Source organism: Desulfovibrio biadhensis, assembly GCF_055388615.1.
Window position 1 is genome coordinate 4,852,891 of the sequence record NZ_AP042477.1, and the last position, 19,569, is coordinate 4,872,459.

Below are 19,569 nucleotides of genomic sequence, written 5' to 3' on the forward strand. Positions count from 1 at the left end.
AGCCTCATTTGTCCCTTTCTGCTGGTGTTCGTATTCACACATATATCTAGCAAATGCGGGGGGCCATGTCCACGTTCCAAAAAGAAAACGCACTTGGGTGACATTTTGTAGAATTCTTTCATACCTCCCATGAAAGCAAGGGGAGCAAAGTCTTTGACAGCCTGCCCACCCGACAGTAGTATCCGACAACCCTTATTCAACACATAACAAGTGACGTTCAACATTCCCGAAGGAGCGAGAAGGGCATGAGCGAGGAGCATTTCGCGAGACTGAGGCGCTTGCCGCCGTATGTATTCGCTACGGTCAACGACCTGAAAATGAAACTGCGGCGCCAGAACATTGATATCGTGGACCTGGGGATGGGCAATCCCGATCTGGCCACCCCGCAGCATATTGTTGATAAGCTCACCGAAGCGGCGCAAAAGCCGCAGAACCATCGCTATTCGGTATCCAGGGGTATTCCCAACCTGCGCAAGGCCATCTGCGACTGGTATTACCGTCGTTTCGACGTATCCCTTGATCCTGAAACCGAGGCGATCGTCACCATGGGCGCCAAAGAGGGCTTATCCCACCTGGCGATGGTCATGCTTTCGCCTGGCGACGTAGTTTTCGCGTCCGACCCCGCATACCCTATTCATCCTTACGCTTCGATCATTTCCGGTGCAGACGTGCGGCGTATTCCCATCGGCAAAGGGCGGGACTTTTTTCAGGACCTGCTCATAGCGACCAAGCAAACCTGGCCGCAACCCAAGCTGCTGATAATATCCTATCCGCACAACCCAACGACGGAAGTCGTGGACCTTGAGTTTTTCCAGCGCATCGTGGATTTCGCCAAAGAGCACAATATGTACGTCATCCACGACTTTGCCTATGCGGACCTGGCCTTTGACGGGTACGAGCCACCGAGTTTTCTGCAGGCCAAAGGCGCCAAGGATGTTGGTGTTGAATTCTTTTCCCTGTCCAAAAGCTACTCCATGGCCGGATGGCGCATGGGGTTCTGCTGCGGCAACCGGGAAATGGTGCACGCCCTTACCCGCATAAAAAGCTACCTGGACTATGGTATTTTCCAGCCGATCCAGATCGCGTCCATTGTTGCCCTGAACGGCCCGCAGGACTGCGTAAGCGAAATAGTGGACACCTACCGCCAACGGCGCGATGCTCTCATCGAGGGACTTTGCCGCTCCGGCTGGAATGTACCGCCACCAAAGGCCACCATGTTTGTCTGGGCGGAAATTCCAGACGAATTCAAACACATGGGGTCTGTTGAGTTTTCCAAGCTGCTCCTCACAGAAGGGCACGTGGCGGTCTCTCCCGGCCTCGGGTTCGGCCATTACGGCGACGACCACGTCCGTTTTGCCTTGATCGAAAATACGCACCGTACAAACCAGGCCGTGCGTGGCATTAAAAAAGTTCTCTCCGGAGGCGGTTGTGGAACATAGCATTTCGCAAAACGCGCCCCTCCGACTGGGATTGGCCGGCATCGGCACTGTCGGTGGCGGCGTTTTGCAACTGTTGCGGGAGAACGCGGGCCTTATCCGCTCCCGCACGGGGCGCGATATTGTCCTTGTGGCCGCTGCCAAGCGAACGCCGGATCGCGTTGAGGAAGTCAAGGCCATGGGTGCGCGTTATTATGACGACGCCATGAAAATGCTGGACGACCCTGACGTGGATGTTTTTCTGGAGCTTATCGGCGGCACCACAAAAGCCAAAGATTTCATAATCGGCGCCTTGCAAAAGGGTAAGCATGTGGTCACTGCCAACAAGGCGCTGCTGGCTGAACATGGGGACGAAATATTCCCCCTTGCAGCGGAGAAAGGACTGCATGTCGGTTTTGAGGCCAGCGTAGCCGGTGGTATTCCCACCCTGCAGACCATCAAGGAAGGACTTGCCGCCAACCGCATCTTCAAAGTGATGGGCATTCTGAACGGGACGGCGAACTTCATCCTGACACAGATGTCCACCCTGGGCATGGACTTTGACCACGCCCTGAAGCTGGCGCAGGAAAAAGGCTATGCCGAAGCCGACCCGACCCTGGATGTGGAGGGGCATGATGCTGCGCACAAGCTGGCGTTGCTCATCCAGCTGGCTTTTGGCCGCAGGTACCCCTACGAAGAGCTTCCGGTTGTGGGCATCCGCGTCGTAACGCCGATGGACATCGCTTACGCCCGTGAGTTTGGCTACCAGATCAAGCTCATTGCCCAGGCCCAGGAAGTGGAAGGCCGCATCGAGGCGGGGGTCTTTCCCTGCCTGATCCCTGACGACTACCTTTTGGCTTCGGTGCAGGGCGCTTTCAATGCCGTCCGTATCGACGGCAATGCCGGCCCTGTTATGCTTTACGGGCACGGTGCGGGTGATCTGGCGACCGCCAGCGCGGTGCTGGCTGATGTTTCCAATATCGCACGCTGCAAATGCGTAAACAACCTGGGATTTTTCAAGCAGCCCCTGCCGGTGGCCGACATCCTTGACCTGGAGGACGCCGTGTCCCGCCATTATCTGCGCGTTCATGTGCAGGACAGCCCCGGCATGTTGCGGGACCTGGGCGGTATCATGGCCAAATATGAAATCTCCCTGTACCAGGTGGTGCAAAAGGGCAAAGACAAAGGGCAAGGCGTCCCCATTGTCTTTTTGACCCACAAGGCAAGCGCGCGCAACGTGCACGCGGCAATGCGGGATATCCGCGAATCCGGGCTGCCCACGGCGCCCATCATGCACTACCGGATTCTTTGATGACCAAACTGCTCTACCTCGTCGGCGACGGTATGGGGGACTACCCCATCCCCGAATACGGCAACAAGACCATTTTACAGGCCGCCAACACTCCAGCCATGGACTCCATTGCCGCCAGGGGACTCACGGGTTTGTGCCGCACGGTGCCCTACTCGTGGCCACCGGGCTCAGACGTGGCCAACATGTCCCTCATGGGGTTCGACCCTGTTGCATACCACACGGGGCGCGGCCCGATCGAAGCCGCAGCGCAAGGGCTGCAGCTCGACAAGGATGACCTTGTCTGGCGATGCAACTTGGTATCGGTGAGCCAGTACGACGAAAAAGGCGCCATGCTCGATTACAGCGCCGGACACGTGGATACCGAAACAGCCCATGAACTGGTCCGGATGCTGCGGGAGAAGATTGGTACGGAGCCTTACGAACTGGTGCCCGGCGTGCAATACCGGCATTTGCTGGTGCAGCGCGGCGGGGCCTTGCAGCCAGAAGCCGAGCTCGAAATTTCTCCCCCCCATGATATTCTTGACCAGCCCATAGCGGCAGACCTTGAACGCTATGCCCAAAGCGCAAGTCTGAGCCTGTTTCTCCGCGCTGCTGCCCAGCAGCTGGCCATGCCCGGCAACAACACCCGCGCAAATGCCCTTTGGCCCTGGGGCCAGGGGCGCCCTCTGCTTTTGCCGAATTTTCTGGAAACGTTCGACCGCAAGGGCGCAGTGGTCTCAGCTGTCGACCTGGTAAAAGGATTGGGGCGCGCAGCCGGCATGGAGGTGCTCGACGTCCCTGGAGCAACCGGGCTGTTGGATACCAATTACGAAGGCAAGGTGGAAGCGGCGCTCAGTTTTCTCGAGCATGGGGACTTTGTGTTCGTCCACGTCGAAGCTCCGGATGAATGTGGCCACGGTGGGGATCCCTCCCAAAAGCGCGAGGCGGTTGAGCGCTTTGATGCGCGCATCGTAGCGCCTCTTTTGCAAGCCATGCCGGATGAAGCTTTTCTTGTGACCTGCGACCATTTCACCCCTTGTGTGGAGCGAACGCATACGCCAGAACCCGTGCCTTTTGCACTGGCCTGGCCGGGGAGCACCCCCAACGGTGCAGTATCCCTTGACGAAGCTGCTGCGGGCGACACCGGACTTTCCATCGAGCAGGGCTACCAGTTGCTGCCCTGGGCGCTGGAGCGGCTTTCTGGAACGCCTTTACCTGATTTCAATAAAGACTAGACGCTGCAACGCCAAAAGAACGCGCCCCTTTTTGTTTGTTACCATGAACAAAAAGGGGCGTTCATTTCTGTCGCTTGATACATTTTTTCATTTCTCCCCCTTGCCAAGCCGTAACGGGTGCTTATGAATGAAGTGCAGCAAATTTTTGTAGCGCTTAGGTGCTCCGGTTTTAGCAGGGCGGCAGCAACGTCCTGTGGTGGGATTAGTCTATCCAGACACAGATAACCTCTTGTAAAACAACAAAATTTTTCCAAAAAAATTGTTTTTTTCTACAGCAAACCCCTTGCAATTTGCTTGATGGTATGTTTATTTCCGGCATCGACATCGCTAGCACTCTCCAAGAGCGAGTGCTAACAACTCTCTAAAAAATACCCTTATGGGAGGAACCATGAAACTGAAACCTTTGCATGACCGTGTTCTGCTGAAGAGGCTCGAAGAAGAGGAAGTCACCAAGGGCGGAATCATCATCCCCGACAGCGCAAAAGAAAAGCCCATCAAAGGCACTGTTGTCGCAGTTGGCCCCGGCAAGTCCAACGAACAGGGCGCCGTTACCCCGCTGACCGTCAAGGAAGGCGACGTGGTCCTGTACTCCAAGTACGCCGGTACCGAAATCAAGATCGACAGCGACGAGCACCTGGTGCTGCGCGAAGACGATATCCTGGCCATCATCGAAGGCTAAGCGCAGCAGGAAATGCAAAACGCGGGGCGCGTGCTGCAGAGCTGTGCCCCAGGTATTGAGTAAAACCAAGTTATTACAAACCCTCTCGACCAGAGAAGGAGCATGAAACATGGCTAAAGAGATTCTTTTTGACGCCAAAGGCCGCGAGCGCCTGAAAAAGGGCGTAGACAAGCTGGCCAATGCAGTGAAAGTGACCCTCGGCCCCCGTGGTCGCAACGTTGTCATCGAGAAGTCCTTCGGCTCCCCCATCATCACCAAGGACGGCGTGACCGTTGCCAAGGAAATCGAGCTCGCAGACAAGTTCGAGAACATGGGCGCTCAGATGGTTAAGGAAGTTGCTTCCAAGACTTCCGATGTTGCCGGTGACGGCACCACCACTGCCACCATCCTTGCCCAGGCCATTTTCAACGAAGGTGTAAAGCTCGTAGCTGCCGGCCGTAACCCCATGGCCATCAAGCGCGGCATCGACAAGGCTGTTGAAGCCATGAACGAAGAGCTGCAGAGCTTGGCCAAGCCCACCCGCGAGCAGAAAGAAATCGCACAGGTTGGCACCATTTCCGCCAACAGCGACGCCACCATCGGTAACATCATTGCCGAAGCCATGAGCAAGGTCGGCAAGGAAGGCGTTATCACCGTTGAGGAAGCCAAAGGCCTGGAGACCACCCTGGACGTGGTTGAAGGCATGCAGTTCGACCGCGGCTACCTCTCCCCTTATTTCGTGACCGATCCTGAGAAGATGGTCTGCGAGATGGACGAGCCCCTGATCCTGATCAACGAGAAGAAAATCTCCGCCATGAAGGATCTGCTGCCCGTACTCGAGCAGGTTGCCAAGATGGGTCGCCCCCTGGTGATCATCGCCGAAGACATCGAAGGCGAAGCCCTGGCTACCCTGGTTGTCAACAAGCTGCGCGGCACCCTGCAGGTTGTTGCCGTGAAGGCTCCCGGCTTTGGTGATCGCCGCAAGGCCATGCTGCAGGATATCGCCATCCTGACCGGCGGCACTGCTGTTTCCGATGACCTGGGCATCAAGCTCGAGAGCGTGACCGTGAACGAGCTGGGCAGCGCCAAGCGCGTGGTCATCGACAAGGAAAACACCACAATCGTTGACGGCGCCGGCTCCAGCGATGACATCAAGGCCCGTGTGAAGCAGATCCGCGCTCAGATCGAAGAAACCACTTCCGATTACGACCGCGAAAAGCTCCAGGAGCGCTTAGCCAAGATCGTGGGCGGCGTTGCCGTCATCAATGTCGGTGCTGCCACCGAGACTGAGATGAAGGAGAAGAAGGCCCGCGTTGAAGATGCTCTGAACGCTACCCGCGCTGCCGTTGAAGAAGGCATCGTGCCTGGCGGCGGTGTTACCCTCGTGCGCGCCGCTACCGTTCTGGACAAAGTCCAGGGCAGCGACGACGACGAAGTGGCCGGCATCAGCCTGGTGCGCCGTGCCGCTGAAGAGCCCCTGCGCATGATCGCTCAGAACGCTGGTTTCGAAGGCGCCATCGTCCTCGGCAAAGTCCGTGACGGCAAGGACGGCTACGGCTTCAACGCCTCCACCGGCGAGTACGAAGACCTGATCGCTGCTGGTGTCATCGATCCTAAAAAGGTGACCCGCATCGCTCTGCAGAACGCTGCCAGCGTGGCCTCCCTGCTGCTGACTACCGAGTGCTCCATCGCTGAAAAGCCTGAAGATAAGAAGGACCTGCCTCCTATGCCCGGCGGTGGCATGGGCGGTATGGGCGGCATGGGCGGCATGTACTAAGCCACCATCCCCTTCAGTCGCATCTTATGTCTGTATGGCCCGGGTTCCTCAAGGAGCCCGGGCTTTTTTTATGCGTACGCCAAATAAAAACACTGCATAAATAAGGCCCTTACCGCAAAGCCCAAATTGAAGCAAAAATTCACGTCTCCAATTTTACAATACATTTTCAGTAGATATCTTGTTTCATTTTTCCCTGTACAGTAATCAGACAAGCATCGACTCTCCCAACCGTCAACAAGGAGCGCACGCATGCCTTCTCTTCGTTCATCTCCAAGTCTCAGACTTTTAGTTGTTTTTGGCATCACACTGATTCTGCTGGTGCCTATGACACTCATTGAAAACATCATCAGCGAACGCGAGTACCGTCGCATGGGTGTTGTGGACGAAATCAGCAGTAAGTGGGGATTTTCGCAGACACTCATGGGACCCATTCTCCAAGTGCCCTACACTGTTTCCATCCGCGAAGAAGAGAAATCCGGCAAGAGTATTGTCGAACGCTCCCGAATGGTGACGAAAAACGCCTATTTTTTACCAAAGAGTCTGAATATTACTGGGAAAATAATGGCGGAGACCCGCTACCGCTCCATATTTGAAACGGTTGTATACACCGCCGCCCTGAATGTGCAGGGGGAATTCGGCCAGTTGGACATAGCGGATGTAACCCGGGGCGAAGATGTAGTGGCGGTTCATTGGGATCAGGCGGTATTTTCCCTGGGAGTGAGCGACATGCGTGGCATAGATTCGGCCCTTGCACTGGATTGGGGCGGAGAAGAGGTTCCCGTGGAGTCGGGCCCGGTAAGCGATGCGGAGATAGGGTCCGCGGTCAACGCCCGGGTTATGGCGCCGGAAGGTGATACAAACGTTGCATTCTCCCTGCCCCTGGAACTGAAAGGATCAGGCGGACTGATGTTCACCCCTGCGGGGCGCACTACCACGGTATCCTTGCAGGGCAACTGGCCCGGCCCCAGCTTTGACGGCGAATTTCTGCCAGATACCCGGGAAGTTACTGATGCAGACTTCAGCGCACAATGGGAGGTGTTACACCTGAACCGCAGTTACCCACAGCAATGGAGCGGCAGCAACGCGGCCCTTTCAAGCGCCCATTTTGGCGTCAACCTGCTGCTCCCTGTGAGTCAGTACCAGGAATCCATGCGCACCACCAAGTACGCCCTGTTGTTCATTCTGCTCACGTTCACCGCCGTCTTTCTGACTGAAATACTTACAGGGCGCACCCTGCACCCAGTAAACTATCTGCTGGTCGGCCTTGCCCTTGTTGTCTTCTATCTGTTGCTGCTTGCTCTTTCAGAACACGTCACCTTTGACGTTTCCTACGCCATTGCGTCCCTGGCGGTCATCAGTAGCATTGCCGGCTATACACGGGCTGTATTACGCAGCAACCGCTGGAGCATGCTCATTGCGCTGACGCTTTTCATACTTTATGGTTTTTACTACATTCTACTGCAATTGGAGGATTATGCACTGCTGGTCGGAAGTTTTGGCATCTTTTTAATTCTTGCACTGCTCATGTTCCTGACACGAAAAATCGATTGGTACGGAGCTTTTGGCAAAAAGAATTTTGAATTCTCAGAGGAGCCGCTTAAGCCCGCCAAATGATCGGCTGAAGAGCATTCCTGACAAAACTGTAATGAACCGGCGGTTCCTGTAATTCGGGAACCGCCGGATTTTCTACATTCTTGTGGCAAAAAACCATTTTGCTCTTTTGAAGTAAATAGTTTAGGTTCGGGCTCCTTAAAGACGCTGACAGCGAAACAAGCTTTGTTTCGGCGTGATCAGCGCGGTTCGCCCGTACCGAGTCATGGACTCCCCTCCTCGTATTTTCCCGGGAGGTGCTAACAAAGGCGGACAAAGCGTGTGTCATCCGCTATTTATGCACCTGCATCAGGTCCCTAGCGAGACCACGGAAGGAACGCGGCCTTCGCAGACATGACAGGACTTTATTGCACTGGATCCGGATGCAACACCGGACCCTGCCCCCGCTTCATGCACTGCCAGTTGCATTCCGGGACGGCAGCAACCTCATCCAGACCCTCTACCCCAAGGTAGCAAGGAGGGGCCTCACAATGACTTTACCCGCTCTTCGCATTGGTGCGCTTCAACCCAGACTTCCCATTATCCAGGGAGGCATGGGTGTGGGCATTTCACTTTCCGGCCTTGCTGCTGCAGTGGCCGAAGCTGGCGGTATCGGCGTCATTGCCGCAGCCGTCATCGGCTTTGAAGAGCAGGATTTCAAATCCGACTTCGTAGCTGCAAACACCCGCGCCATGGCGCGCCACATTCGCCTGGCCAGAGAGAAAACTTCCGGCGTCATTGGCGTCAACGCCATGACCGCCATCTCCAATTACAAGGAAATCGTAACCGTTTCCGTGGATGAAGGCGCCGACATCATTTTCTCAGGCGCCGGCCTGCCCACTGCGCTGCCGAAATACGTGCCTGCAGAGGGCGGCCCCAAACTCGCCCCCATTGTCTCATCCGGGCGTGCGGCTGCCTTTCTTTGTAAAAACTGGAAGGTCAAGCACAAGCGCCTGCCAGACGCTTTTGTGGTTGAAGGTCCAAAGGCCGGTGGCCATCTTGGCTTCAAACCCGAGCAGATCGAAGATCAGAACTTTCGCCTTGAAACATTGGTGTGCGACGTCATTGAAGCTGTAAAACCTTATGTGGAAATGGCAGGGCGCCCGATCCCCGTCATCGCCGCAGGCGGCATCTGGTCCGGTGCGGACATCCACGCCATGCTCAAGCTGGGCGCCGATGGCGTACAGATGGGCACACGTTTTGTCGCCACCCACGAATGCGACGCCTCTGATGACTTTAAGCAGGCATATATCGATGCTACTGAAGAGGACATGGTCATTGTTAAAAGCCCGGTAGGCATGCCGGGGCGCGCCCTCCGTAATGCCTTTATAGAATCTGTGGATCAGGGCAAGCGTCACCCCTTGAATTGCCCCTATCATTGCCTCAAAGGGTGCGACCATGAACAAAGTCCCTACTGCATTGCACGGGCGCTCATAAACGCCAGACACGGCAAAATGAACCATGCGCTTGCCTTTGCCGGGGCCAACGTGCATCGAGTAAAAGAAATAGTCTCCGTTCAGGAATTGATGGACACCCTCGTGCGTGAATACGAGCAGTGCGAAAAGGGAAACAGGGCTGTCAACCTTACTGCTAAGGATGTGGAATCCCAAAATATTTCCAAGCCGCATTACAAGCTCAAATCCACGCAAGCCATGGCCATCAACAGCTGATTTCGTTCATTACGCCAATACAAAAGGCCTGTGCAGCTCTTGCCGCACAGGCCTTTTTTCTTACCATTGCCCAGCCGCTCATTCGGTGGCGTCAGGCGCCCCCCCAGATGTATCGGCTGCACCTCCCTTTACGATAACCACAAAGGGGCGGTCAGCAATCCACTGTTCGTGCACCACTTGCAAATCAGCAGGGCGGTTCTCCCACTGGTCCCAATACTTTCGGCGCATGGCCAGAGCGACCTTGTCGTGCGAGCCCAACTCGGCAAGCATTTCATCCCAGTCCGCTATTTCATGGATGTTCTGCCCTGCGTAGTAGGTGTAGGTGCCTGAGTACATCTTGTAGGCCATCACGTCGTAGCCTTTGTCAGCGTAAGCAGCTAACACCTCTGCCTGGGCTTTGGGGCTCATGATAGCATCCAGCGAAGGAGCAAGAATCAAGCCCACAGGCTGTATCCAAAGGATTACCGCGATAACCAGTGCGACCAACGAGGCCTTTGGCGATGTGCGGGGCACCGCCTGCCACAATAGAAAAGCCAGCGCCAGCAGCAAAAGGCCGCAAAGAACTACCCCTTTGATTGTGATCGGCCACGGGTGCAGCAGATTGGCAAAAGGCAGCACTGCGCCCAACAGTCCCAGAACAAGGGCAATGCCGCCAAACAGCCTGGCGCTCTGCTTTTCCGCCACATGCAACAGCCAATGCGCTGTTATCACCGCCAAGGGAGCGAAAAGAGGCAACAAATACACCACGATTTTGATGCTTACTGCGGAAAGCGTAGCGAAACCGGCCAGGAACACGCACCAGCAATAGACCAGGCCGTCTTCAGCCCCCTCGCGCAAGCCGCGGGTGACGCGTACCCTTTGCCAGAAATCCCGGGAAAACAACCGACGCAACGGCAGAACAAGAAGCGCAAGAGTCCAGGGGAGAAAAGCCGCCGGAAACGTGAGGAAGTAATGATAAAAAGGTTGCTCGTGATGCCAGGTGTTCACCGCACGCCGGTAAACCTGTTCGTACAAGATATTATCAAGATACGGGCGGCCTTCGATAATCAATGTGCCGGCAACCCAGAGAAGCAAAAGCCCCAGAGCGACGAGCACCCCTCGCCAGACATCAATACGCCGCAGCCTGCGCAGATTCCGCGTCCACCAGAGATAGGCAACACTGCCGACCAGCGGCAACACTATGCCCAACGGCCCCTTGGTGATCACCGCCACCGCAGCCAGAAAAAATCCCGCGGTTGTCCAACCAAAAGCCACTTCTCGTTTCCAGGCTTTGAAAAAACAAACCTCGCTGGCAATGATCAAGGAGGCGAAGAGCAAATCCATACGGACATAGTGCGTCAGCCCTACAAAGTAGAACGTCGTCAACAGCAAGGCGCCCACACCGAAACGCAGTTCCTTGCTCAGGTCCAGCAACCGTGTAAGCCAGAGCGTTGCCGCCAGATAGAAAAAGCCACTGATGGCAGCTCCCATAAAAAAGAGTGGCGCGCCTTCCAGCCCGGTAGCCTGGCGCACCAGCCAGAGCATCCAAAAGAAAATGGGGGGCTTGTCAGGGTAAAATTCCCCGTTCAGGTAGAGTACAAGCCACTTTCCGTCCAGCAAATTGTAGAACACGTTTGCGTAACGGATCTCATCCGAAAACCAGAGCGCCCTGCTTTCGAGTAAAAACCCTGTCTGCAATGCTAAAATGACAGCCAGGAACAGCAGAGGCTGTTTGGACATGAGACTGTAAATGCCCTCCAAAAAAGGGCGAGTGCGTTCAGCAATCTTCACGATGACCGTCCATAACTATGAATAAGAAGGGCGGCAAACAGACCAAATGCCAGGCCAAAAGCCACATCCACAGGGGAATGCCACCCAAGGTAGACCCTGCTGAAGGCCAGCAAGGCGATAAAGCACCCCAAAACAAACGAAATAATTACTTTGCCCCATCGCATGGCAAGGGGCACCGTGGCGCCGGTAATCTCCACTGTGTGCCCGGAAGGCAAACCATTGTGCCCTCCGTCAAAACTGAATGGAATGCACGGTCCACCAACACCAGGGCGGGGGCACCCGAGGGTTATCTTCAACATTCTGACTAGGGCAAAACTGATTACCAATTGAACAATGAGATATGTGAGGGCAAAACGCACCCTGGTTTTATCCTGCTTTTTCCACCCCACAAAGAGGATGGTGGCATACACGACATAGAAAATCGGGTTGCCCCAATTTGTCAGCATCTTGAGAAGAAATGCCAGGTCAGGAGAAGCGGCGCGTTGCGCCTTGTAATACGCCGCCAGGTCCGGCACCTGGCTGGACAGCATAAACAAATACCCCACAACCAGGCATGTTGGCAGCACGGCTATTACAGCCTGCACCCCTGCTCGTGGCAATAAAGGGGCGGTATATGATGCTTTGGCTGTAAAAGTCATGTGTCGTATGTATAGGGGCAGAGTTCTGGCGCTCGCTACAGCGCGTTGGCGGCATATGCCACAGGATTACAGCATAATGTCATGAAGCACGAATAACTTCATAACTTTTTAGATATATGACAAAAAAGCCACATACCTGTTTTGAAGGCACGCGGCTTTTGATGTACGTCATCTGTACTGGCGGCGCAAGGCTCTCGTAGTCGCTTCGGACAATCTCCCTTTATTGAGGGCAAAGCGCAGTACAATCCGCCTCTTTACTTCCCGTTATTGCGAGTTTTCATCGCTATCCAACTCTTTTGCCTTTTTCCGAAAGGCCTCACGCATGGCATCATGGCGTTTTTTGTACCACTCGGCCAGAACCTTGAACCGTTCCGGCCCTATCATGTCACGCACGTCCAGAAAATAGGTGAACCGCTCATGGCCAAGTTGGTTCCGCAGGCCATTTATAAGCTCAAATTGCGCCATGGCTTCTTTGCGTGTGGGGTTCTGCGTATCCAGCATTGTCTTGAGTTTCAGTTTTTCCTTTTCCAGGGCGGCTTTAAGGTCGATAAGCCGACTTTTCCGCTCAAGGTAAAGAGCATCCAATTTTGCTATCAAATTGTCGTCCAGGTCCATTTTGTTGGCAATGCTGGGCTTTTGCCACCAACGCCCAAAAGGATCATCATCGCCGCCGCCCGCGGCGTGGGCCACCCCAGTCAAGAAAAGGGTCGCCAGTAATACAAGCATCATCACTACACGCGAAATAATGTTCTTCCAGATCATTTTAGTCTCCGTATAATTATAAACGTATGGCGCCGTGGTTATCAGGATGTCACGGCTTTCATGTAGACGTCACCTTCTTCGGAATCCATGAACAATATGAACTCCTCATCATCCAAGCTATTATCAACATCCCCGATGAGGTCAGTCACCATGGACGGCAGTGGGTTCTGCTCCAGTTGCTTCACCTGAGCAATAAAATGGGCGTCCTGGTCCAGGCCTGCTTGCAGATGCTGTTGGGTGACGGGCTTGTTATGGGCCATGTGCAGCGGTTCGGTATCGTAAGGCCGCCCAAGCAGGGTCAGCATGAAGGCGGCGGCGGCCGCCGCCAGCGCAAAACCGGCAAACATGCGCTGCCGCCGGATAACGGGGTCCTGCCTGGCGCGTCGCCGGAGAGGGGAAGATAAGCGTCCGGGCGAAGCTGCGGGCAGGTGTACTGTAGCCGAAGAAGCTGGCGCTCTTTCCTGAGCCATGCGGCCAAAAGCGCGCAGGTCTTCTTTCAAGCTTTGCACTTCCCGGGCGCAAGTCTGGCAGGCTTCCAGGTGCGCCAGTTCCTGCGCTGTGGGAACTGCCAGCCCTGCCGCCAGTTCCGCCTGCCGGGTTTCACTTATATGCTCGCGTGCGTTCATAATGCCCTCTCATGCAAAAAGTCCCGTAATGTACCATCTTTTCTGAACTTCATCACAGCTCTGTGCAAACTTGTCTTCACGGTGCCTTCGCTTCTGCCTATGGTCTCTGCTATCTCTTTGATTTCGAGCCCATCCAAAAAACGAAGCATGAAAATTTCCTTTTCTCTTGCGCCCAGCACCTCGCTCAAGCGTTCTACATGCCGCCAGAAATCATTTGTCAGCACCTGCTCCATGGTGCCGTGGGCGTCTTTTTCGCCCTTGCCTCCCTCCTCTCCAGGGGAGGGTTCGTCTTCTTTGCGCTCCAAAAAGAACAACGTCCTCAACTTACGTTTGCGTCCTTCATCCCGGATGGCGTTGAAAGCAATACTCGACAGCCAACTGCCAAAGCGCTCCGGTTTTTCCAGTCCTGAAAGTTTTCGAAAAGCCTTGAGAAACACGTCCTGCACCACGTCTTCTGCATCCGCCTTGGAGCGCAGCCTGTACCAGGCCATACGGAAGATGCGCTCATGGTGCAGCTGCACGAGTTCCTCAAAAGCCCTTCTCTCTCCGGCTTGTGCTTGCAAAACCAGTTGTGTCACCGCTTCTGGCGGAGGTGTTCCATTCGGCAGCATGCCTTGCTCCGGTTTACGTGCCACCCCTTCCAGGAAAAACGGCTTGTTCCGGGAGAGCTCCGGCTTTTGCATATGTAGACGGACATCTCCCGCAGGGGGTTGACAACTTTCCTTAAAACTTTTGCCCAACATATCCCACCGGGATTTGCTATGCAAAGCAGGACATTCCCCTACGTTTATCTATCCATTTATCGATTCCGTATTTACAATTTCAATTTGTTTGCCCCATTAGCACCTGATAAGAGCAATGGAACCAGTGTTTTCTCCACGGGCAACTTTGGCAGTGAGGGCAATCATGCTGCAGCCGAACCAACCCAATGGACAGCGAAACATTGCCTTGCTGGATTCAAGGTGGTGTTATCGTATTGCCCGCTTTATATTGGCTGCGGTATTTTTATACGCAGGCGGGATAAAGTTGTTTGATCCCTCTGCGTTTGCACAGGTCATTAGCGGCTACGGGCTTGTTCCCGTCTGGTCTCTGTACCCGCTTGCCGTAGCGCTCCCCCTCCTTGAAGTGCTTGCAGCCATTGCTCTTCTCTTTGACACAAGAGGGGGGCTCGCGGTGCTCACGGGACTGACCGTCGTATTCATGCTTGTGCTTTGGCACGGCATGCGGCTCGGTTTGGATATCGATTGCGGTTGTTATGGTCCTGAAGATCCAGAGGCCGAGGCCTATCATGGTTTGGGGCAGGCATTGCTTCGCGACGCCGGTCTGCTTGTCCTCTGTATCTATTGTTATTGGTGGCGATGGCGGCATAAACCAAAACTCGCGACGCTCATGCCGTTCGGTTTTTTTCCCCGCGGTAAAAAGCGCTCGCAAGCAGAAAACGGAGGCGCACGATGCACAAGGTAAGGTACAACCAGGCAGTCAGACTTTTCCTGGCTATTGCAGTCATGGGACTGTTGCTGGCGGGTTGTAATCAGGGAGACGACAAATTCAAGCAGGAAGTGGAAAAGGAAACCGGAGCTGTCAAGCTGGTTCGTGAAGTGCAGCGCGGCGGATACGATGTCGTCACCACTGAAGAGCTCAAAAAGTGGAAGGACGAAGGCAAAGACATGCTGATCATCGACACCATGCCCTATGAAGACAGTTACAAAAAAGCCCACGTCCCCGGCGCAAAACAATTCCTGTTTCCCATTCCTGATATGGAAACCTGGAATAGCGAAGAAACCGCAGGCAAGAGCCAGGAAGACTACGAAGCCATGCTTGGCGAAGACAAGGACAAGCTGATCGTTGTTTACTGTGGTTTTGTGAAGTGCACCCGTAGTCACAATGGCGCTGCCTGGGCCAAGAAAATGGGCTACACCAATGTTTACCGCTACCCCGGCGGCATCTTTGCCTGGAAGGGCGCCGGCTATCCTGAAGAATCCGAATAGTTCATGCTGCCATATACGGCGCCGCTCTCTTAACGGGCGGCGCCTTCTTTTTTACCTGCCCCTCCCAAAAGCCCCTGATTGAATCTTTGCCACACCGGAAAGCATCAAACTAAAACGCCCAACTGACTGCGCTCTGATCGCTTTCAAAAAATCATCATGAGCGTTCCGCCCAAGGCCAGAAAGACATTGGCAAAGGTGTAGGTGCCTGCATATCCCAATGCGGGTAAATGACTTTTGGCGTCCTGGGTCACAACATTAAGCGCTGGTGTACTGGTCATGGCGCCAGTCAGCGCACCCATGAGCAAGGCAGGATTCAGCCGCAGCACCCAGCGTCCAAAAGCAAACCCCACAAACACAGGCACCAGGGTTATGACCACTCCGGACAGGAAAAGAGGCGCTCCCACCGAGAGTAAGGCCTCCACAATGCCTTTCCCCGCCTTGAGTCCGACACCCGCCATGAAAAACATCAATCCCAGTTCCATGAGAATCCAGCGTGCAGCAGGCGGTACTCTGCCAAATGTCGGGTGCAGGGAGCGCAAAAAACCAATAACTATGCCGGAAATCAGCAATCCACCGGCATTCCCCAGCCCAAAGGAAACAGTGCCGATTTTTACGGTGAAGCCGCCAATGAAAAGACCGGCGACAATACCAAAGGCAAAAGTAACCAGGTCTGTCTTGACGATGGTGCGCTCCTGGTGCCCCAGGATATCCACCAGTTCCTTGAGTCTTTCCCTGCCGCCGGAAAGAGTGACCACATCCCCCTTTTCCAACAGTATATCCATGTCCAGGGGCAATTCTATCTGCGCCCGAATGATCCTGGAAACAAAGCACCCGTATCGCGCCACAGTGTGCAATTCGCTGATCCGTTTGCCGGGCGCAACATTGCCACTAATTATGACAGTTGCGCTATCAATGGGCGCCTTCAGCAGATCACCGTCAAAAATGCCCTGCCCCAGGCGCTCGCTCAAGGTTTCCAACTTATCCAATGGCCCGACAACGCTGACCCTGTCTCCTGGTGAGAGGACAGTATCACCGTCCGGCTTGAACAGGTCCCCGTCTCGCTTCACTTCCTGGATGACACAGCCGGTTTGCCGGCTCAGGTGGATATCCTTCAAGGGGCGGTCAGTCATCTCCCCCGCCATCACTTCAAAAGCCCGAATCATTGGCTTGCTGCATGCGTCATCACTATGCTCGTGCGGTTCGTCATCAAGGCGCTTTTTTTTGGCAAGAGCTTTGGATTCAGATGCAAGATCAAATCGGAGCAGTCGGGGCATCAGCCTGATGAAGGCGATGAGCCCCATGGTGCCGAACAAATAGGTGATGGCGTAGCCTTCGCTCAAATCTTCCAACATCTGAGTTGCCGTCAGGGCATCCACCCCTCCTTGGGCCTTTGCGACCAGGCCGTTGGTGACGACATCCTGCGCCGCGGCCAGGGTTGGCGTACTGGTCAGGGCGCCGGCCAGCAAACCACCGGCAAGACCAGGATTGAAGCCAAGCTGTCCGGATAAGAACTCGGCCAGGGTAATGGCGGTAAGGGCAACGACAATGGAGAGAAGCGCGTACTTCATGCCGTCCTCGAGAAAGACGTTGAAAAAACGCGGCCCGGCTTGAAATCCCACGGAATAGATAAAAAGGATAAAACCGATTTCCTGAATGGCGGGGTTCATACTGAACCCGAAATGCCCGAAGAAAAGACCCGCAAGCAGCACACCGGATGTGGGCCCCAGTTGAAACTGCCCCACCCGGATGTTCCCGGCCAGATAGCCTAGCCCTAGAACCAGAAAAAAAACCAGAGTATGATTGTTCCACAACAGTGCGAACAGATCGATTTCCATTCTCTCCCCTTTAGTATCCGCCAAAAGCACTAGTACACTGAAACAGCTTAATAAACGCACGCCCAGGCGGTATCACCAGGGGCAGGTACCACGTATGTCAGAACATCACCAGATACTTATGCCAGCGGTAATTGCAGCACAGCGCGAACACCCTTTACGGCATGCGGCTCCAAAACGTTACGGTTTTGCAGTATGAGGGCTCCGCCAAGCTCCTGAGCAATGCGCCGCGCCGTACACAAGCCCATGCCCGTGCCATCCGCCTTGGTGGAAAAGAACGGGTCGAAAACATACGCCATCACTTCTTCCGAAATGCCTCCCCCCGCATCGAGTATTTCAAAGCAGCACGCGTCCTCATTGGGGGCAACGCACGTCATGGCGGCGATGGCGATTTCGCCCCCTGCTTCCATTGCCTCAAGGCTGTTGCGCAGCAATATTTCAAATGCTTGCGCCACGAGCGCCGGGTCTGCCATGACGCTGCCCTTTTTACTCTCAATATGCCACGTCACGCCTTTTTCCAGCTCTGCGGCAAGAACCTGCCCGCTCTCATGAGCAGAACGCAAGAGCATATCAATTTCAATGGGTTCTACAATTCCTGGTTTGATTCCCGTAAAACTTGTAAACGCGCGAACCATATCTTCCAGCCGTTGTGAGCCTTCAAGGATGGCGCTTGCAAATTCTTCGAGCTCGTCGTTTTTCACCCGCCTTTGCAAAAGCTTGGCAAATCCGCCGATGCTCATGACGGGATTGCGTATCTGGTGCGCCATGGCACGTGAAAGGTGCAGAACACTTTCAGCGCGCTCGCGTTGCAAACGGTGATTATGCTCCATGATGAGTTTTTCACGCTCATGAAGTTTATAAATATGGGTATTGTCATGCAGGGAGACGAGTATGCCAAATATTTTCTTGTTCTCGATGAGCAGGGATGATGCCACGGAGAGGTGAAATTTATCACCTTCCGCTGTGACGAGCACTGTCTCCACAGCACGCGGGCAGCTCGGATTGTCCTTGCAAGCGAGCAACATCTCCTGAATGGACTGGGATTTTTCCAATCTCTGAAACAGTTCGGCCGCGCTTTTTCCGGCGCACTCCTCTGCGGAGCGCTCCAGGAGCTGTGTTGCAATTGCATTCACTGCATAGGCCTCGCCCTTGGCGTTGAAAATCACCACACCATAGGAAAAACTTTCCAGCAGATCCCTGAAATATGAAGATTGAATGAGTGTCAGCATGCATCACTCCTGCTTGCATCCGATAATAAACGCCGTTCCCGCAATTGCGTTTACGCGGTGGACGGCGTGAAACCCGGCCTCTCGCATCCAACAGGCCACCTCTTCCTCCGTATAGCAATCGCCACGGGCGGTGCTCACCAGCATGGTCAAGGCAAACATCACGGCAGAAGGAGGTGCAAGTCGCGCTTCATCTATAATAAAATCAAGCACCACTGTCCTGCCACCGTTGGCGGTGGCCTCATACGCTTTCTGCAGCAGGGCGCGGCATTCTTGCGGCGGCAGCATGTGCACAATGGAGGAGAGGAAGACCAGGTCATACTGCCTGCTCCCCGGCGTGGACAGATGCTCCATGCGAAAATTTCCGGGGATGGTGTCCACTGCGTGCCCCATGCCATCCTTTTCTATATAGCGCCTAGTGATAGGTACGACCTGGGGCAGGTCGAAAACCGTCGCGCGCACCCCCGACTTTGCCCGCGCAAACGCCATCGCATGTACTCCTGGTCCGCCGCCCACATCCAGTACGGTATCCACATGCTCCAAGTCCAGTCTGGCGATCAGGGCGTCCGCCGCATGTCGCCCCCTGGCGTACATGGCAGCCATAAAAGGCTCGAACCAGTGTGCATCTCGTTCGGCCATATCCGGCTCTTGCAACACCGTGCCCCCCGCGTACACTGAATCAGTAAGCCGCGCCCATGAATGAAACAAGGTGTTCTGGTGGTCCAAAGCTCCGAGAAATTCTTCTTTTCCCCGCACCAGATGCTTTGCCCCGGCCTCTGTATTGAAAAAAACATCCTCATCCCGACGCGCACCCATCTTCATCTGCAGCAGGCCAATTGCGCAGCAGGCACGCAAAAGTCTATCCACCCCTCTCGGGTCCGCGCCTGCGCGCTCTGCAACAGCAGGGGCCGTCATCCTGCCCTGCTCCAGAATGCTGAAAAAATCCAGCTCCACAGCGCTGAGCAAAATCCGGCTTTGCCTGAAAGAAGCGGCAAGCGCATCCAATTCTTCCGCGCTTTTGAGCTGGTGCGATGCTGGTTTCGACATGAAGCATCCCCTCTGATGCTGTGCAAGAGCATACTTTTTTATGT

The 19,569-nt window shown here is 54.8% G+C and carries 17 protein-coding genes; 9 read left to right on the forward strand and 8 right to left on the reverse strand.

Going from position 1 to position 19,569, the window contains the following annotated elements:
• Window positions 1–245 precede the first annotated feature (245 nt).
• From ACZ5EH_RS21080 to ACZ5EH_RS21110, 7 genes are all read left to right on the forward strand, one after another.
• On the forward strand, window positions 246–1,439 hold the full coding sequence (locus ACZ5EH_RS21080) for an aminotransferase class I/II-fold pyridoxal phosphate-dependent enzyme (protein WP_464275826.1): 1,194 nt from the start codon (window positions 246–248) through the stop codon (window positions 1,437–1,439).
• Window positions 1,429–2,727, forward strand: a complete 1,299-nt coding sequence (locus ACZ5EH_RS21085; RefSeq protein ID WP_464275827.1) for a homoserine dehydrogenase — start codon at window positions 1,429–1,431, stop codon at window positions 2,725–2,727. The genes ACZ5EH_RS21080 and ACZ5EH_RS21085 overlap by 11 nt, the downstream gene beginning before the upstream one ends.
• The gene (locus ACZ5EH_RS21090) at window positions 2,727–3,941 is read left to right on the forward strand and encodes a cofactor-independent phosphoglycerate mutase (protein WP_464275828.1); all 1,215 of its coding nucleotides are present in this window, start codon (window positions 2,727–2,729) and stop codon (window positions 3,939–3,941) included. Before ACZ5EH_RS21085 ends, ACZ5EH_RS21090 begins: the two co-directional genes overlap by 1 nt.
• Before the next feature lie 388 nt (window positions 3,942–4,329).
• A complete protein-coding gene (gene groES / locus ACZ5EH_RS21095; RefSeq protein WP_464275829.1) occupies window positions 4,330–4,620 on the forward strand; it encodes a co-chaperone GroES in 291 nt (96 codons plus the stop codon).
• Window positions 4,621–4,729: 109 nt separating this feature from the next.
• Window positions 4,730–6,376 (forward strand): chaperonin GroEL, encoded by a 1,647-nt coding sequence (gene groL / locus ACZ5EH_RS21100; protein ID WP_464275830.1) that lies wholly within the window; start codon window positions 4,730–4,732, stop codon window positions 6,374–6,376.
• Between the two features lie 249 nt (window positions 6,377–6,625).
• Window positions 6,626–7,990, forward strand: coding sequence for a cell envelope integrity protein CreD (gene creD, locus ACZ5EH_RS21105; RefSeq protein WP_464275831.1), 1,365 nt, complete (start codon window positions 6,626–6,628; stop codon window positions 7,988–7,990).
• Between the two features lie 467 nt (window positions 7,991–8,457).
• Complete coding sequence (locus ACZ5EH_RS21110) at window positions 8,458–9,636, forward strand: NAD(P)H-dependent flavin oxidoreductase (protein WP_464275832.1); 1,179 nt, start codon at window positions 8,458–8,460, stop codon at window positions 9,634–9,636.
• A gap of 78 nt (window positions 9,637–9,714) precedes the next feature.
• On the opposite strand, the gene ACZ5EH_RS21115 is transcribed toward ACZ5EH_RS21110, so the two are convergent.
• The 5 genes from ACZ5EH_RS21115 to ACZ5EH_RS21135 form a co-directional block, all read right to left on the reverse strand.
• Complete coding sequence (locus ACZ5EH_RS21115) at window positions 9,715–11,355, reverse strand: ArnT family glycosyltransferase (RefSeq protein WP_464275833.1); 1,641 nt, start codon at window positions 11,353–11,355, stop codon at window positions 9,715–9,717.
• A gap of 47 nt (window positions 11,356–11,402) precedes the next feature.
• On the reverse strand, window positions 11,403–11,990 hold the full coding sequence (locus ACZ5EH_RS21120; protein ID WP_464275834.1) for a phosphatase PAP2 family protein: 588 nt from the start codon (window positions 11,988–11,990) through the stop codon (window positions 11,403–11,405).
• 318 nt (window positions 11,991–12,308) lie between these two features.
• Window positions 12,309–12,806, reverse strand: coding sequence for a hypothetical protein (locus ACZ5EH_RS21125; RefSeq protein WP_464275835.1), 498 nt, complete (start codon window positions 12,804–12,806; stop codon window positions 12,309–12,311).
• A gap of 41 nt (window positions 12,807–12,847) precedes the next feature.
• Window positions 12,848–13,432 carry a hypothetical protein gene (locus tag ACZ5EH_RS21130; RefSeq protein WP_464275836.1) on the reverse strand — a complete coding sequence of 195 codons (585 nt, stop codon included), beginning with the start codon at window positions 13,430–13,432 and terminating at the stop codon, window positions 12,848–12,850.
• Window positions 13,429–14,115 (reverse strand): RNA polymerase sigma factor, encoded by a 687-nt coding sequence (locus ACZ5EH_RS21135; RefSeq protein WP_464275837.1) that lies wholly within the window; start codon window positions 14,113–14,115, stop codon window positions 13,429–13,431. Before ACZ5EH_RS21135 ends, ACZ5EH_RS21130 begins: the two co-directional genes overlap by 4 nt.
• Window positions 14,116–14,338: 223 nt before the next feature.
• Between ACZ5EH_RS21135 and ACZ5EH_RS21140 the strand changes: the two genes are divergently transcribed.
• Window positions 14,339–14,896 carry a DoxX family protein gene (locus ACZ5EH_RS21140; protein ID WP_464275838.1) on the forward strand — a complete coding sequence of 186 codons (558 nt, stop codon included), beginning with the start codon at window positions 14,339–14,341 and terminating at the stop codon, window positions 14,894–14,896.
• Between the two features lie 41 nt (window positions 14,897–14,937).
• A complete protein-coding gene (locus ACZ5EH_RS21145) occupies window positions 14,938–15,420 on the forward strand; it encodes a rhodanese-like domain-containing protein (RefSeq protein ID WP_464278340.1) in 483 nt (160 codons plus the stop codon).
• A 143-nt stretch (window positions 15,421–15,563) separates the two neighbouring features.
• On the opposite strand, the gene ACZ5EH_RS21150 is transcribed toward ACZ5EH_RS21145, so the two are convergent.
• The 3 genes from ACZ5EH_RS21150 to ACZ5EH_RS21160 all read right to left on the reverse strand — a co-directional run bounded on the left by ACZ5EH_RS21150 (window position 15,564) and on the right by ACZ5EH_RS21160 (window position 19,525).
• Complete coding sequence (locus ACZ5EH_RS21150) at window positions 15,564–17,255, reverse strand: aspartate:alanine exchanger family transporter (protein ID WP_464275839.1); 1,692 nt, start codon at window positions 17,253–17,255, stop codon at window positions 15,564–15,566.
• Window positions 17,256–17,371: 116 nt separating this feature from the next.
• Complete coding sequence (locus ACZ5EH_RS21155; RefSeq protein ID WP_464275840.1) at window positions 17,372–18,481, reverse strand: two-component system sensor histidine kinase NtrB; 1,110 nt, start codon at window positions 18,479–18,481, stop codon at window positions 17,372–17,374.
• A gap of 3 nt (window positions 18,482–18,484) precedes the next feature.
• Window positions 18,485–19,525, reverse strand: a complete 1,041-nt coding sequence (locus tag ACZ5EH_RS21160; protein WP_464275841.1) for a methyltransferase — start codon at window positions 19,523–19,525, stop codon at window positions 18,485–18,487.
• Window positions 19,526–19,569 lie beyond the last annotated feature (44 nt).

Bases quoted from the DNA above. Each gene is read 5' to 3' on its own strand.
- ACZ5EH_RS21145 (WP_464278340.1), top strand. From the start codon at position 14,938: ATGGGACTGTTGCTGGCGGGTTGTAATCAGGGAGACGACAAATTCAAG.
- ACZ5EH_RS21135 (WP_464275837.1), bottom strand. From the start codon at position 14,115: ATGCAAAAGCCGGAGCTCTCCCGGAACAAGCCGTTTTTCCTGGAAGGG.
- ACZ5EH_RS21150 (WP_464275839.1), bottom strand. From the start codon at position 17,255: ATGGAAATCGATCTGTTCGCACTGTTGTGGAACAATCATACTCTGGTT.
- ACZ5EH_RS21160 (WP_464275841.1), bottom strand. From the start codon at position 19,525: ATGTCGAAACCAGCATCGCACCAGCTCAAAAGCGCGGAAGAATTGGAT.
- groES (WP_464275829.1), top strand. From the start codon at position 4,330: ATGAAACTGAAACCTTTGCATGACCGTGTTCTGCTGAAGAGGCTCGAA.
- ACZ5EH_RS21155 (WP_464275840.1), bottom strand. From the start codon at position 18,481: ATGCTGACACTCATTCAATCTTCATATTTCAGGGATCTGCTGGAAAGT.
- ACZ5EH_RS21125 (WP_464275835.1), bottom strand. From the start codon at position 12,806: ATGATCTGGAAGAACATTATTTCGCGTGTAGTGATGATGCTTGTATTA.
- ACZ5EH_RS21110 (WP_464275832.1), top strand. From the start codon at position 8,458: ATGACTTTACCCGCTCTTCGCATTGGTGCGCTTCAACCCAGACTTCCC.
- creD (WP_464275831.1), top strand. From the start codon at position 6,626: ATGCCTTCTCTTCGTTCATCTCCAAGTCTCAGACTTTTAGTTGTTTTT.
- ACZ5EH_RS21080 (WP_464275826.1), top strand. From the start codon at position 246: ATGAGCGAGGAGCATTTCGCGAGACTGAGGCGCTTGCCGCCGTATGTA.
- ACZ5EH_RS21140 (WP_464275838.1), top strand. From the start codon at position 14,339: ATGCTGCAGCCGAACCAACCCAATGGACAGCGAAACATTGCCTTGCTG.
- ACZ5EH_RS21090 (WP_464275828.1), top strand. From the start codon at position 2,727: ATGACCAAACTGCTCTACCTCGTCGGCGACGGTATGGGGGACTACCCC.
- ACZ5EH_RS21130 (WP_464275836.1), bottom strand. From the start codon at position 13,432: ATGAACGCACGCGAGCATATAAGTGAAACCCGGCAGGCGGAACTGGCG.
- ACZ5EH_RS21115 (WP_464275833.1), bottom strand. From the start codon at position 11,355: ATGTCCAAACAGCCTCTGCTGTTCCTGGCTGTCATTTTAGCATTGCAG.
- groL (WP_464275830.1), top strand. From the start codon at position 4,730: ATGGCTAAAGAGATTCTTTTTGACGCCAAAGGCCGCGAGCGCCTGAAA.